The organism is Ruegeria sp. AD6 (genome assembly GCF_056542325.1).
In genome coordinates, this window is sequence record NZ_JBQFZQ010000001.1 from 314,645 (window position 1) to 329,502 (window position 14,858).

Sequence of the window (14,858 nt, forward strand, 5' to 3'; positions counted from 1 at the left end):
ATGTTAGAGAGGCTAACTTGATGAGGTCCCCAAATGCCGAATCCTGCGACATCCCCCTCTGAACCTGCCAAGCAAGGTCTGTTTTCGCGCGTGTTGCGTGGCACAGTGCGGCTTGGATTGACCGTCAGCGTGATCGCCGTTGCAGCCGCGGCTGTTTACGTCGGAACCGCGGAACTGACGCGCAGGGCGGATGCTGTGCCTGCACCAGACGCCGCCGCAGTGACCCCGGTATCCGTCACTCCGATCATCTCTGAAAACGCCTATACGGTGGATCGGGTCTTCATCGGGCAGGTCGAACCTCAGCGCTCGGCTGATGTTTCGTTCGAGCTGAATGGCAGGCTGGATCAGATTCTTGTGGATGAGGGCGATGCAGTGGCCAAAGGGCAGCTTCTTGCGACCTTGGACATTGCGCTGCTGGAGGTGGAACGCGATCGCCTGAGCGCGTCGCGAGATGCCATTGCCGCGCAGCTTGCCTTCGCAAAGAAAACGGTTGATCGAAACTCAAAACTCATCGGGCAGGGCTTTACCAGCCAGGCCCGTCTGGACGAGGCCGTCGCGCAGCAGGATGAACTGTTGTCCCGGATTGGTGAGCTTGACGCTGGTTTGCGGGATGTGACGGTGCGAATCGAGAAATCCAGCATCGAGGCCCCGTTTGCGGGCCAGATCACCTCGCGGCACGTGGATGGCGGGGAAACGCTCCGGTCCGGTGAGTTGGTGTTGGGCATGGTCGAGCTTGTCTCGCCTCAGGTTCGGATCGGAATCCCGCTGGATGTCGATCCGGCGCTGCTGGCGGATGTTGAGATCGAAATCGCGGGTCAGAGCTACCTGGCAGAACTTGCAACCCTGCGCCCCGATATTGATCCGGTGACCCGTACGCGGACGGCACTGTTCGATCTGAAAAACGGGCCGGATGTTGCGTTCGGGCAGACTGCACGCGTGCATGTCCTTGATCCGGTGGAAAGTGCCGGGACATGGGTGCCCACGACATCCCTAAAGGAAGGGACGCGGGGGCAGTGGACGCTGCTGGTTGCCGATGCGCAAAAGACCGTGCGGCTTGCAACGGTCGAGGTGCTGCATGCCGAAGATGACCGGGTTTTTGTGCGCGGGCAGTTTCCGGACGGAACCGTTCTGATCGATCAGGGGCCACAACGTGTCACCGTTGGGCAGCGTGTCGCCTTCGGCACCGGCGAGTAACGGAGCGGTCCCATGGAAACCCTGACCTTTCGCCACCCCCGCCTAGTTGCTCTGATTATTCTGGTTCTGGTATCTGCGGGCCTGTCATCCTTCCTGTCGCTGGGACGTCAGGAAGACCCTACGATCACCAACCTTTTTGCGACCGTGACAACGCAGTTTCCGGGTGCTGACCCCGAGCGAGTCGAAGCGCTGGTTACGGCAGAGATCGAGGAAGAACTGCGAAAAATCGCCGAGGTGGATGAGATCAGTTCTGTGTCCCGCTCGGGCGTTTCGGTGGTCTCGGTCGAGTTGCTGGAAACGCTGGACGAAGCCACTATCGAGCAGGTGTGGGCCGAGGCGCGCGATGCCGTCGAGGATGCCCGCCAGACCTTCCCGGCGGGTGTGTTGCCACCGGTCTTCGATGCCGAGGGGATTTCGGCCTATTCAGCGGTCATCGCAGTCGCTGCGGATAGCCCCGATTTCCCGGTCACATTGTTGTCGCGCCATGCCGAAGCCTTGGGGGATCGTCTGCGCGCAATCCCTGCAACGCGGGCCATTGAGTATTTTGGTCAGCCAGACGAGGAAGTTCTGGTCAGTGTGGACATGGACAGGGCAGCGGCCTTGGGGCTGAGCGCTGCCGAGATCTCTCAGCGCATTGCCGAGGCGGATGGCAAGGTCCAGTCGGGTCGTTTGCAATCCGACGTGGATTTGACCATCAACATCAGCGGTGAAATCGAAACGCTGGACCGCATTCGCAGCATCGTCCTGCGGGAAAGTGAAGAAGGGGCGGTGGTGCAACTGGGCGATATCGCCAGCGTGGATCGCGGTGCGCGCAATCCGCAATCCTCAATCGCCTTTGCCAATGGCAAGCCCGCCGTGCTGGTGGGCGTGCTTGCACAAGACGGCGTGCAGATCGACCGTTGGACCGGTTTCCTTCGGGAAGAACTTGCGGCAGGTGCGCCGTCGGTGCCGTTGGGCGTTCAGGAAGTGCTGCTGTTCGATCAAAGCCAGTATACAACGGACCGTCTGACCGAGGTCGGGATCAATATGGCCATTGGCGTCGCGCTGGTTGTGGCCGTTTTGTTCATCACACTTGGCGTTCGCGCTGCGGCCATTGTGGCCTTGGTGCTGCCTGTCGTCTCACTGGCGACCTTGGCCACGATGAACATGATCGGCCTGCCGATCCATCAGATGTCTGTCACCGGCCTGATTGTGGCCTTGGGTCTGCTGGTGGACGCGGCCATTGTCATGACAGACGAAATCCGACGACGCTTGCAAGACGGGATGGCCCGCATTGCCGCCGTGCAGGACGCCGTTCGCCGGTTGGCCGCGCCGTTGCTGGCATCGACGGTCACCACGGCGCTGGCCTTCACACCTATGATACTGCTGCCCGGACCCGCCGGGGATTTTGTGGGCGCAATCGCCATCGCGGTGGTTTTGATGCTGGTGTGGTCTCTGGTCGTTGCCCTGACCGTGACGCCGGCGATTGCGGGCTGGGTTCTGTCCGACCGCCCGGATGCCGGAATGCTGAGCCGGGGGATCAGCATCCCGCCGCTTGCCCGCCTGTTCGAAGCCTCCATTCGCCTGTCGGTGGCCAACCCGGTCCGATCCATCGCGCTGGCGCTGGTTCTGCCCGTGCTGGGGTTTGCCGCCTTCCCGACACTGACCGCGCAGTTTTTTCCGGGCGTCGACCGCAACCAGTTCTATATCGAGGTCGACATGCCGGGCGGCACATCCATTGCCACCACCGAAGCAACAGCGCGGCAGATCGACGCCATGCTGCTGGCCGACGAAGGCGTCAAAAGCGTCTACTGGACCGTGGGTGAGTCCGGCCCGGCCTTTTACTACAACATTGTCGGCAACCGCTCACGCGAGCCGGGGTTTGCGCAGGCCATGATCACGACCGACACCGCCGATGATGCAGCCCGCCTTGTCGGCGCGTTGCAAAGCCGTCTGGATACCGATTTCCCCGATGCCCAGATCATCGTGCGCAACCTGGTGCAAGGCCCGCCGGTTGACGCCCCGGTCGAGGTCAAAATTCAGGGGCAGGACATCACTGTTCTGCGCAATCTGGGCGACGAAGTTCGCTCGATCATGGCGAACTTGGATTTGGTGACGCAGGCACGGGCCAGCGTCAATGGCGGCAACCCTCAGATCCGGTTCGAGATTGATGAGGTTAAGGCCCGCCTGCTGGGGCTGGACGTGGCCGATATTGCCGGTCAGTTGGATACTGCACTTGTAGGAATTACCGGCGGGTCGCTGATCGAGGGCACCGAGCAATTGCCTGTGCGCGTGCGGCTGGGCGACGAAGTCCGCTCGGACCTGAGCGCGATTGTCAGTATGCCGATCCTGCTGCCGAATGCCCCTGCGGTTTCGGCCACCGGGGTTTTCCCTGCGGTACCGTTGTCAGAACTGGCGCGGCCCGTTCTGGAACCTGCCGAAAGCACCATCACCCGGACAGATGGCGTGCGCGAAAACACCATTCAGGCGTTCATCGTGCCGGGCGTGTTGCCGGAAGAGGCGTTGCAGGACGTGCTGGAAGCGCTGGACGCATCCGGATTTGTCCTGTCGCAAGGCTATTCGATGTCTTTGGGCGGGGACAGCGACGCGCGGTCAAACACCGTGGGCAATCTGCTGGCGTCTGTCGGCCTGATTGTCACCTTGTCGATTGCCACCATTGTGCTGACCTTCAATTCCTTCCGCCTGACCGTTGTAACGCTGGTCGTGTGCATTCTGTCAGCCGGGCTTTCGATGCTGTCACTGGCCGTCATGCAATTCCCATTCGGGATCACCGCGATCATTGGTGTGATTGGGTCAATCGGTGTGTCGATCAACGCGGCGATCATCATTCTAACGGGGTTGCAAAAGGACCCGGAGGCCAGCCGGGGCGACCTGAGTGCCATGGCGCGGGTTGTGTCGGGATCAAGCCGCCACATCATCTCGACAACCATCACCACGTTCGGCGGGTTCCTTCCGCTGATCCTTGGCGGGGGCGCGTTTTGGCCGCCCTTTGCCGTGGCAATCGCCGGGGGTGTTTTGCTGTCGACCGTGGTGTCCTTTTACTTCACGCCGCCCGTCTTTGCGATGCTGTATCGAAGACGGGCCAGCGCGGTATGCCTGCCTGCCAGCCGGAAATCCGAGCCTGGCAATGCCGTAGTCCCGCTTGCCGCCGAATAAGAGTTCTGACGCCTGAGGGCAGGGTTCTTTTCGGTTTCGCCAACCTATTTTGAGACGATCAGGAACAGATCGTCTCAATACGCGCCAATAAAAGCAGAGACCTACTCGGCCACCATTTGCGCAGACGGCGTGGACATCGAAATTGCCTGTTCCTCGTCCGTCATCTCGTCTTCGATCCCTTCGAACAAAGGTGTCGAGAGATAGCGTTCGCCCGTATCCGGCAGCATGACCAAAATCACCGAACCTTCGGGGGCATCTTCGGCCACCTTCATCGCCACCGCAAAAGTCGAACCACCAGAGATCCCGGTAAAGATACCTTCCTCGGCGGCAAGACGGCGCGACCATGCGATGCCTTCGCTGCCCGGAACGGGGATCAACTGGTCATAGTAGGATTGATCGATTGCTTCCTGCAGAACCCACGGGATGAAATCGGGCGTCCAGCCCTGAATCGGATGCGGCTCAAACTCGGGGTGGCTTTCGGTTGGCTGATGATCCGCATTGCGGGTGTTCACATAGCCCGACCCGACAAGGGCCGCATTCGCAGGCTCGGTCAGGATGATCTTGGTGTCAGGGCGTTCCTTGCGCAGCACGCGTGCAACGCCGGACACCGTTCCGCCCGTTCCATACCCCGTGATCCAGTAATCCAGCCGTCCGCTACCGAAATCGCCAAGGATTTCCTGCGCGGTTGTGTTTTCGTGGATATCCGCGTTGGCGGCGGTCTCGAACTGGCTGGCCAGGAACCACCCGTTTTGCTCGGCCAGTTCCTTGGCCTTGGTATACATCCCAAAACCTTTCTGCGCCCGTGGCGTCAGAACAACCTTTGCACCCAGAAACCGCATCAGCTTGCGCCGTTCGACCGAGAAGCTGTCTGCCATGGTCACGACAAGCGGGTATCCTTTGGCCGCACAAACCATCGCCAGACCGATCCCGGTATTGCCCGAGGTCGCCTCGACAACCGTTTGACCCGGCTTCAGGCGACCGTCGCGCTCGGCTGCTTCGATGATGTTGAGGGCCAGACGATCCTTGACAGATCCGGCAGGATTGAACGCTTCGAACTTGACATAGACGGACACATGCGCCGGTGCGATCCTGCCGATGCGGATGCAGGGCGTGTCACCTACCGTGTCCAAAACACTGTCGAACAGGCGTCCACGCCCCTTAGTCTTGCGAATAGCCATGAGGTCCTCCCAGTTTCCTTTGTTTGCGAACCGTGCCACAGGTCGGCTCAGATTGATACGTCGCTTGGTTGTTCTGCGGGGTCAGACGCTGATCGGAGAGATGCCGCCCGCAAAAGCCGCCAAAATGGGGGCGGCCAGCGCAAAACCCGCGCGCATGAAATCGCCGGGCCCATCTGACAGCCCGTGTTCCTTGCGCCAGTCCTGAACGTCAAAATCGTCCTCACCGCCTTCGTTCTGGCGCGCGGCGATTGCCAGATTTGTGACGCGGCCGTCCAGAATTACAGCCACAGGCAGGAAAAAGCTGAGCATCAGCAGGCAGAAATAGGTGCCGGTCAGCAAGGCCGATGCGGTGACCAAGGATGTGAATGCGGACTTTTCCGACTCGGCGATCACGGGCAAGGGCCAGTACATCCAGCTTGAGGCGAAGAACATGCCGAAAGTCAGGATCAGACTGGACAGGTAAAGCTGTTGCTTCATCTGGCGTATGTTGCGGGCCAATCGGACAGCGGTGTCTTCGATATCGCCGTTTTCGCCGGTTGCCAGGCACAGGATCATTCCCGCAATCAAAGCCCCGACTGCAAGACCCGCCAGCCCTGTGATAATGTCCATCACACGCCGGAACAGCGAAAACACCGGAATTTCCCCGCATGTGCCCATCAGCCAGCGATCGCCGACGCTCTGGCAGCCGGGCAGGGTTCCTTTGGACAGGGTCATCTCGAACACTTCTTTTCCCACCTGCCGGTAAATTTGCGGCGGCGTTCCGGTCAGGTGCTGTTGGATCACCGGGATCATGGCCAGCAAAAATACGACCAGAACGGTCAGAACCGCCGCAACTCTTGTGTTCCGTTCGGTCGGGCGCATCAGGTTGCGGGCCAGCACTGCGACGGGCAGAATGGCCAGCGCGGCAAAGAACCAGGCGGCGGCAAGAAACCTGTACCTGCCGACCGTCTCCAACCAGTCCTTGTCCTGCACCAGAATGTCAGGGGAAAGGTCCAGATCCTTTGACAGCATATGGGTCTGGATCAGTTCATGGACCGCAAAGACGCAAATGGGCAGCGCGACAATGGAAAAGTAAACCAGTTCAACTCGACGTTTGCGCACGCCAGACCCCCTGCGTGAAAAATCATGACAAAACAAAGCATATCACGGATTTGAAGCAGCTTCATCGTTTCTGAGGTTCAGCCCACGGGCCACGCATGTCGGCAGTTTTCGGCCATGGCTTGGCCACGGTGTGTTATGATCAAGCCCGAGCAAGTTTTGGTGGGGCCATGATCAACCCGATTCAGAACTATCACTACAATCAACAGCGCCGTGCCGGACCCCGGCCCATCCTGTGTTACAGCCCATCGACCAGCCTGTATTTCGGCACGGACGGCAATGTCTCAAGCTGTTGCTACAATCGCGAGCCTTTGGGCCGGTACCCTGATCAGTCCATCAACGAAATCTGGCAGGGGCGTCCGCGTCAGACACTGTGCCAGCGCGTGGCAAAAGGCGAACTTGGCGGAGGGTGCAACGGATGCGGTTCGCAGATTGAAATCGGGAACTACGGCGCGGTCGTCGCGCAGCATTTCGATCGTTGGAGCGTTGATCCCGACCACCCGACCTCGTTTTCCTTCGAATTGCACAATGCCTGTAATCTTGAATGCATCATGTGCAATGGCGAGCTGTCCTCGCGCATTCGCCGCTACAGGGAACTGCGTGCGCCCATGCAGCAAGCTTATGGCGATGGTTTTGTCGAGGAATTAGAGGATTTCATCCCGTACCTCGAAGGCACGACCTTCTATGGTGGTGAGCCGTTCCTGATGCGGCTTTACTACCGGATTTGGGAGAAGATGATCAATCTGAACCCGGACTGTGAGATTACCATACAGACCAACGCAACCCTGCTGCCGGATCAGGCACTGTCCGTGCTGGAGCGGGGTAACGTGCATATCGGTATCTCCCTCGATACGGTCCGGCGTGACACCTATGGCTCGATCCGGCGCAACGCGGATTTTGATGAGGTGATCCAAAACACCCGCTGGCTGGCTGACTATTCGCACCATCATAACCGGCCCATCGGCATCTCGGCCTGTATCATGACGGTGAACTGGCAGGAGCTGTCCGAACTGATGGATTTCACCGACGATCTGGGCGCGGTTTTGTATTTCAACACGGTGTGGGAGCCCGAGCATCTGTCGCTGGCTTATGCCGAACCCACCATGATCCTGCGCGTCATCGAACATTACAGCCAACTGGCGGTTGAACGGGGGCTGCGCGGGCCGCATGATACCGCCGGAACCGTGACATCGACCAATCTGACGGGATATATCGCCCTGCTTGGAACCTGGTATCAGGCCGCTATCCGCCGGGCGGGTGAGGCGAAATTGGCGAATTTCAACAGTTTGGTGTAAGCTGGCCGCATTGGCGAGTGCAGCAGACAGAGGGCTGAGATGGCTAAAGCAACCGGCAAGCAACCCGCAAAACGCCCGCGTCCCAAAGCAAAGCAAACGGCGCCCAAGCCCAAACCCAAGCCGGAACCGGTTGAGGTTAAGCCGGAGGTCGAGGTTGCGCATGCCGCTGAACCGCCCACGCATCACGGATTGGGCAAACAGGCGGAATTGCAGGCAGCGATGGAGGAAAGCTATCGCCAGCTTCAATCGATCTATACCGCCTTCACGCAGCAATACACCGACGCAGGTACGCAATATCAGCGATTGTCGGAACAGGGCTATGACCCTGACATGGCCGATCTCTACAAGGAATTCACCGAAACGCGCGGGGCCGAGATTGCGCAAGAGGGGTTGCAGCTTGCCATCCGTTATGCGGCCTCGGCTCAGGTCCTGTCCAAGCGTTATACGGACGAACTGTTCCAGTTTCTGAACAATCGGGGAAGAAACGGGCTTGCTGCCGAGCAGCCCGCGCAACCCCAGACGGCCACGATCTCATTGAGCGGCGCGGCTGGCAGCACCCTGTCGGCCAGTTTCGAGGTGGAGAACAGCACCGCGACAAGTGTCAGCCCCCGGATTTCGACCACCCCGGTTCTGGACGAGGACGGCGTTGCAGTTGAAGGCGCGATGATCGACGTGATCCCCGATCTGATCAATCTGGCACCGGGTCAAAAGCAACTGGTCAAGGTCATGGTTCCCGTCGACGCCGAACTGTACCGCGCAGGGCATAGCTACTCTACAGCGTTGGTCATCGTAGGGTTAGGACAGGCGCGCAATCAGTTGATTTCCATGGAAATCGACGTCAGTTAGAGGGCTTCCTGAGCCGCCAGATGCGATAGCTCCATTCCCCGGATTTCATCGACTCGTAAACCGCCGATCCGGGCGCGGCGAGGAAGTTGCTCATCTCCTGATCGCCGCCGAAGGCACCAAGACGCGACGCGGCAATCTCATCGCAGGACAGCAGAACATTCGGCGTGATGTCGCGTTCATCTTCGATGTCAAAGCCAAGGTCTTTCAGACGTTCAAGACATTGGTTCAGTTTCCCGACGGGCAGCAGATCAGTGTAAAGAAACGCGCCTCCGGGTTTCAGGACGCGCAGGACCGAGGCATAGAATTTCTGGATCGCCGGATAGGTGTGTGAGCTTTCGATATTTGTAATCGCGTCGAATTGGCCATCCTCGAAAGGCAGGTTCTCGGCGTCGCCTTGCACAAAGGTCAGGCGGGGATCGGTATGCGTTTTCCGGCAAAACGCGATGGCGGCCCCGGATAAATCCAGCCCGGTGACAGAGGCGGGCTCAAAGAACTCCACCAAAGTCCGCGCGGTACCGCCGCGACCGCATCCCACGTCCAGAACGGAAGTGCCGTCAATTGGATGCGCTCCAATCACCTCCAACGCAAGTTTGACCGAGTTTCGGTTCATCATCGTGTCGCTTAGCCGAACATCCGACGCCTCGGGCGCACCGTTGGGCGCATAGCCGTAGTTCAGGAAATGCGCAAAAGTCCCAAAGGCCGAGCTATCAAGCTGGTTGGTCACGCCGTCATACATGTCCTGAAAGCTTTTCTTGGCCCCTTCCAGGTCCAGATCAGGCTCGGGCTGTGGGGCCGCAATGTCCGGCTGGATTGGTTTTTCGGTGGTCTTGCCGATATTGGCTTCGATGATCGGGGCCAGACCCGCGATTGTGGGCGTATCAAAGATCTGGCCGACCTCGGGGTTAAAGCCAAAGCGCTCCTCGATCCGCATGGTCATTTCGATGGCCAGCAGCGAATGCCCGCCCAACTCAAAAAACTTGTCATGGATGCCGACGGGGCTGAGACCCAGCAGATCTTCCCAAATGCCAGCGAGGATGGTCTCCATATCCGTTTTTGGTGCTTCGAACGGGTTGCTGAGGTTGGGGCGGCTATGACCTGTGGCAGTGGTTTCGGTGGCTTTGGGCTTGGCCGTGAACTCGACCCATTCCGCCAGACGTGCCTGCAGTGGGGTGGCTGAGATCACAATCTGATTGGTATTCAATGCAGACAAACGGTGCAGCGCCTCGACCCCATCTGCGGGCGAGATCGCGTCCTCTCCATGCGTCTGATCGGCAAAGGCCCATTGATCCCAGTTGACCGAAATCCAGCGGGTATCGGAGGGGCGCGAGGCGGCGAACGCGTCCAGCATCTGGTTCGCGACGGCGTAATATCCAAGGTTCAATCCGCCAAGAACAGCGGACAGGGACGAGCCCAGCATGACGAAATCCGGGCTGTGATCCTGCAAAACCTTTGCAACTGCGCGGGCCCCGCCGATCTTTGGGTCAGTCTGGCTGTGCAGATCGTCTGCTGTCAGATCGCTGAGTTTGCCAAACCCGCTGCCAACATTTCCGGCCATGTGGAAGACGCCATTGATAGGGCCAAGCTTTCGGGCGGCTTCGGACAAGGCGCTGCGCATCGTCTTTTCGTCCGACACATCTGCTTTCAAAACCGTAACTTCGGTTTTGCGCGACAAGTCCAGCAGCCTGCGCGCCAGCATCGCGGTTTTGTCGAATTCGTTGGGGCCGTTGGCCAGCGCCTCCCATTCGGATTCCGCAGGTCCGCCGGAACGGGACAGAAGGACCAGCTTGGCCTTGTAGCGTTCGGCCAGCATCTCGGCCATTGCCAGCCCGATATTGCCCAAGCCGCCGGTGATGACATAGACACCTTTGCGTTTGAACAGTGGTGACGTTTCGACGGGTTCCAACTGCTGCGCCTGATAGCTGTGGCGGCACCGTTTCCCGTCGATATAGGCAACCGAAGGGGCGAACTCTGGCGCTTGCAATTCGTTCAAAAGCCAGCCTGCGAGGCGATCTGCGGCAGGTTTGCTCCGGTCGTTTTCCGCAATGTCGACCGAGGTAACGCGCAGCGAGGGGACCTCCTGTCCCAGCACCTTCGCCAAGGCAAGTGTTGCCGAGGCCTCGACGCCCGTAGTCTCGTCCGCTCGGGCAGGTTGCGCCTGGGATGTGACCGAAAGCATCCGAACCTTGGCCAGTCCGTTGGCTTTGGCGATGGCCAAAGCCGCGCTCTGCATCGCCATGACATTGGCCGAGGCGTCCAATAGCGCGAGAGGCCAGAGATAAACGATATGTGTGATCGGCTTGTCGTTGTCCCGCAGTTCGCTTGCAAGCCGGGTGAAGTGTGTTGGATTGCTCGGATCAACCGAGAACGCCCCGTCCTTGCGGTGCATGAACCGCGAAGATGCGGTGACAATGGTAGCGTCGATCCCCTTGGATCGTAACGTTTTTTGCAAAACTCTGGCTGCTTGCCCCTTGTCGCTGAAGATCAGGACACGCGCATCGTCGGGCAGACCTTCCGTGTCTGTGATCGGAGCGTCCATCCACTGGGGCACATACCCCCAATCGACCATCGCTTTGCGCGTTGCCGCCGCGTCCACGCTGGGATCTTCCGCACCGCCGACCCAATAGCTGTCCCGTTCGAACGGGTAGATCGGAACGGATACTTTGCATCGCGCTTCGTCCGCATAATAGCGATGCCAGTCGATATCAGCCCCATGCGCCCAAAGCTGGCCGAGCGTGTCGGTGGCCATGTCAGCCTCGACCTGCGGGCCGGATTTGCTGTCCATCGAGGGCAGGGCGACCGAGCCGGTTCCGCTCAGTTGCAGCCCGGCAAGGTTGGTCAGGGATCGGCCGGGGCCGACCTCAAGAAAAACGGCGTCAGGCAGGTCCAGCCCGGCTTTGACGCAGTCAGCAAACCGCACCGCGCTGCGCAAGTGCATGGCCCAGTAGGCCGGGTCGGTTGCGGCGGTTTTGGTCAGGACGGTGCCGGTGAGGTTGGAATAGATGTCAATCTGAGGCGCGCGTAGGCGAATGCCCTGAAATGCGTCGATGAAGTCGTCCAGAATCGGATCCATCATCGCTGAATGGAACGCGTGTGAGGTTCGCAGAACCGTCGCTTTGATCTTCTGGTTCTCAAGCCGCTTCACCAGTCGCTTGATTGCCGGGCTCGGTCCGGCCACAACGGTCATTCCGGGGGCGTTCACAGCCGCAACCGCGATATCGTCGGGAAGCAACGGGCGCAGATAGGCTTCCTCTTTCGGAACTGCCAGCATCGAGCCGGGCTTGCATGACGCCATCAGAGCTCCACGCCGGGCCACCAGCTTTGCCGCGTCCTTTAATGTCATTACCCCGGCCAGCGTTGCCGCAACATATTCGCCGATGCTGTGCCCGATCATGGCGCGTGGTCGAACGCCCCACGACATCCAAAGCTGCGCCAGCGCAAATTCTACGGCAAACAGCGCAGGCTGGGTGTATTGCGTCTGCTTCAATTGCTCAGCCGCGCGTTCGCGATCCGCTTTTTTGGCGAAAACGATGGGCTTCAGGTCCAGCCCGCTGCTGTCCCGAAAGGCGCGGCAACAACGGTCGAAGGCTTTGCGAAACACTGGTTCCGATCGATAGAGGCCCTTGCCCATGTCAGGGTATTGCGCGCCTTGGCCCGAGAACATGAAAACGACGGGGCGATCCTCGCCGCTGGACTCAATCGTGCGGACCTTGTCGCTGTTATTCGCCAACAGGGCCAAAGCGCTGCCCGCAGGGTTTTTGGCATCAACGCGCACATAGCGCCGAAGGGCAAACCGCGCGCGGCTTGTTTGGGTTGTGTAGGCAATATCCGCCAGGTCCGAGGGCGCGGCGCTCATGATGCGGCGTGCATGTGACAGCGCCAACCGATCCAGCGCGGCTTTGTTGCGTGCGGACATGACGATCAATTGCTGCGGGCGCCCCGGCCCGGATGGGGCCTGTTTCGGAGGCTCCTCGAGCAGGATATGCGCGTTGGTTCCGCCAACCCCAAACGAACTGACACCGGCCCGGCGCGGACCGTCGCTTGCCGCCACCTTTGTCGCGTCACGGTTGACGTAGAACGGGCTGGTTGGAAAATCGATGCCCGGGGCAGGGACGTTGAAATGGGGGTTGGGGGGGATCGTGCCGGTCTCGGCCACCAAAGCGGCCTTGATCAGCCCGGTTACCCCGGCAGCGCAGCTTAGATGGCCGACATTGGCTTTGACCGATCCGATCGCGCAGAACTGCTTGTCCTCGGTCGATTTGCGGAACACGCGCGACAGGGCGGCCACCTCGATGGGGTCGCCGAGCATGGTCGCGGTTCCGTGCGCCTCGATATAGCCGACCGAGCGGGGCGGGATGCCCGCCATCTGAAACGCGGTTTCAATTGCACGGGCCTGACCTTCGGCGCTGGGCGCAGCATAGCTGACCTTGTTCGATCCGTCATTGTTATGCCCAAACCCCCGGATCACGGCGCGGATGCGATCACCGTCGCGAAGGGCCTTGTCTAGCCGTTTGAGCACCACAAGACCCACGCCGCTGCCCACGATTGTCCCTTGCGCCGCCGCATCGAATGGGCGGCACTGACCGTCCGGGGACAGGATGCCCCCGGCGGCAAACAGGTAGCCGCGCCGCTGCGGGACCTTGACCGTAACGCCGCCCGCCAGAGCGATATCACAACTTTCTTCCAGCAGGTTCTGACAGGCCAGACAGGTCGCAACCAGCGAGGTTGAGCATGAGGTCTGAACCGTGATCGCAGGCCCGGTCAGGTTCAGCTTATAGGCCACCTGTGTGGCCATGTAGTCCTTGTCGTTGGTGATCATCAACTGCATGCCGTCCAGAAAGCCCAGACGGTCAAGATTGCGGTTGATCAGGTACAGGTAGCCCGACAACTCACAGCCGCCAAAGACACCAATGTCTCCTTTGTAGCGGTCGGGTACATAGCCCGCATCCTCAAGCGCGTGCCAGGCGCATTCCAGAAACAGGCGGTGCTGGGGGTCGGTCAGTTCCGCATCACGCGGGCTGAAGCCGAAGAACTCGGCGTCGAACTTATCAACGTCATCCAGCAGGGTGGCTTTGTTGACGTAGTTCGGCAGCTCGTGCAGCTCTTTCGGGACCTGCGCGCCTTCCATTTGTTCGGGGCTCAGCGTCGTGACGGCCTCGCGCCCGGCCAGCAGGTTTTGCCACAGCTCATCCACACTGGCCGCGCCGGGAAAGCGGCCCTGCATGCCGATAATGGCAATCGACGCCTCATCCGGCGCGATGGAGGTCCTTTGAGTGTTCATTCAGGGCATCATCAACATAGTCGAAAAGAGTGTCGGCGAAATCCGGGTTGGAAAAGGGAAAGAAGTGATCGCCTGCAAACAGGCGGCATTCAAAACGGCTGCGCGTGCGGTGCCGCCAGCCGAGAATGCTGTGGAACGGAACCTGCGGGTCATTGTCCGAGCCGACCGCAAGGATTGGGCAGCTTAACGGGGGGTGCTTGCTGGCGCGGTCCGCGTCATACGCTTCGAGCAGGGCAAAATCCGCGCGCAAGGCAGGCAGAAACCGATCCATCAAGTCTGCGTTGGACAGAACATCGGGCGGCGTGCCGTTGATGGCCTCAATCTCGGACAGAAACCTCGACCTTGGCAGCCCGGAAATAGCACGATCACGCCGGGCCATCTGCGGTGCAGACCCGGCCACGACCAACAGGTCGGGCGGCTTGCCCTGATGATCAAGCGCGCGGGTGATTTCATAGGCCAGCAAGGCCCCGAAACTGTGACCGAAAACGGCAAAAGGTCGATCTGTCAGTGGTTGAATCCCGGCCAAAACCGACTCGATCAGATCCGGCCATTGATACACTGGCGGTTGGTCCAAAAGCCGTCCCCGGCCCGGCAGGGTGACGGCCCGAACATCCAGAACCGGCGCAAATCCGCTCATCCAGTCGTGAAAGCGCTCTGCCGCGCCGCCTGCATGCGGGAAACAGACCAACCGACCCGACAGCCCGGCATGGGTAGGGTTCTGCGGAGTCAATGCGATTTCTACACTCACAGCGTCTGTCACCTTTGGTGATACCCTCGTTCGCGTCGCGCAGACGTCGTTTTGGTCAGCGCCTA

General features: G+C 60.0%; 8 protein-coding genes. 4 read left to right on the plus strand and 4 right to left on the minus strand.

Going from position 1 to position 14,858, the window contains the following annotated elements; genetic code table 11:
* The first annotated feature begins 33 nt into the window (after positions 1–33).
* Both ACR0KJ_RS01455 and ACR0KJ_RS01460 read left to right on the plus strand, forming a co-directional pair.
* On the plus strand, positions 34–1,194 hold the full coding sequence (locus ACR0KJ_RS01455; RefSeq protein ID WP_480625811.1) for an efflux RND transporter periplasmic adaptor subunit: 1,161 nt from the start codon (positions 34–36) through the stop codon (positions 1,192–1,194).
* Positions 1,195–1,206: 12 nt separating this feature from the next.
* Positions 1,207–4,350 carry an efflux RND transporter permease subunit gene (locus ACR0KJ_RS01460; RefSeq protein WP_480625812.1) on the plus strand — a complete coding sequence of 1,048 codons (3,144 nt, stop codon included), beginning with the start codon at positions 1,207–1,209 and terminating at the stop codon, positions 4,348–4,350.
* A gap of 101 nt (positions 4,351–4,451) precedes the next feature.
* Here ACR0KJ_RS01460 and ACR0KJ_RS01465 read toward each other — a convergent pair whose 3' ends face one another.
* Both ACR0KJ_RS01465 and ACR0KJ_RS01470 read right to left on the minus strand, forming a co-directional pair.
* Positions 4,452–5,528, minus strand: coding sequence for a pyridoxal-phosphate dependent enzyme (locus tag ACR0KJ_RS01465; RefSeq protein WP_170621542.1), 1,077 nt, complete (start codon positions 5,526–5,528; stop codon positions 4,452–4,454).
* An 81-nt stretch (positions 5,529–5,609) separates the two neighbouring features.
* On the minus strand, positions 5,610–6,629 hold the full coding sequence (locus tag ACR0KJ_RS01470; protein ID WP_170517619.1) for a hypothetical protein: 1,020 nt from the start codon (positions 6,627–6,629) through the stop codon (positions 5,610–5,612).
* Positions 6,630–6,796: 167 nt separating this feature from the next.
* On the opposite strand from ACR0KJ_RS01470, the gene ACR0KJ_RS01475 reads away from it, so the two are divergent.
* Both ACR0KJ_RS01475 and ACR0KJ_RS01480 read left to right on the plus strand, forming a co-directional pair.
* On the plus strand, positions 6,797–7,921 hold the full coding sequence (locus tag ACR0KJ_RS01475) for a radical SAM protein (RefSeq protein WP_480625813.1): 1,125 nt from the start codon (positions 6,797–6,799) through the stop codon (positions 7,919–7,921).
* Between the two features lie 39 nt (positions 7,922–7,960).
* Entirely contained in the window at positions 7,961–8,767 is an 807-nt protein-coding gene (locus tag ACR0KJ_RS01480) for a hypothetical protein (RefSeq protein WP_170621547.1), read from the plus strand.
* Here ACR0KJ_RS01480 and ACR0KJ_RS01485 read toward each other — a convergent pair.
* Both ACR0KJ_RS01485 and ACR0KJ_RS01490 read right to left on the minus strand, forming a co-directional pair.
* Positions 8,760–14,045, minus strand: a complete 5,286-nt coding sequence (locus ACR0KJ_RS01485; protein ID WP_480625814.1) for a beta-ketoacyl synthase N-terminal-like domain-containing protein — start codon at positions 14,043–14,045, stop codon at positions 8,760–8,762. The two genes, ACR0KJ_RS01480 and ACR0KJ_RS01485, sit on opposite strands and share 8 nt — an antisense overlap.
* A complete protein-coding gene (locus tag ACR0KJ_RS01490) occupies positions 14,011–14,793 on the minus strand; it encodes a thioesterase II family protein (protein ID WP_480625815.1) in 783 nt (260 codons plus the stop codon). Before ACR0KJ_RS01490 ends, ACR0KJ_RS01485 begins: the two co-directional genes overlap by 35 nt.
* Between the last annotated feature and the right edge of the window lie 65 nt (positions 14,794–14,858).

Excerpts from the sequence above, each read along its gene's own strand:
- ACR0KJ_RS01480 (WP_170621547.1), top strand. The coding sequence starts at position 7,961 with ATGGCTAAAGCAACCGGCAAGCAACCCGCAAAACGCCCGCGTCCCAAA.
- ACR0KJ_RS01475 (WP_480625813.1), top strand. The coding sequence starts at position 6,797 with ATGATCAACCCGATTCAGAACTATCACTACAATCAACAGCGCCGTGCC.
- ACR0KJ_RS01455 (WP_480625811.1), top strand. The coding sequence starts at position 34 with ATGCCGAATCCTGCGACATCCCCCTCTGAACCTGCCAAGCAAGGTCTG.
- ACR0KJ_RS01485 (WP_480625814.1), bottom strand. The coding sequence starts at position 14,045 with ATGAACACTCAAAGGACCTCCATCGCGCCGGATGAGGCGTCGATTGCC.
- ACR0KJ_RS01460 (WP_480625812.1), top strand. The coding sequence starts at position 1,207 with ATGGAAACCCTGACCTTTCGCCACCCCCGCCTAGTTGCTCTGATTATT.
- ACR0KJ_RS01465 (WP_170621542.1), bottom strand. The coding sequence starts at position 5,528 with ATGGCTATTCGCAAGACTAAGGGGCGTGGACGCCTGTTCGACAGTGTT.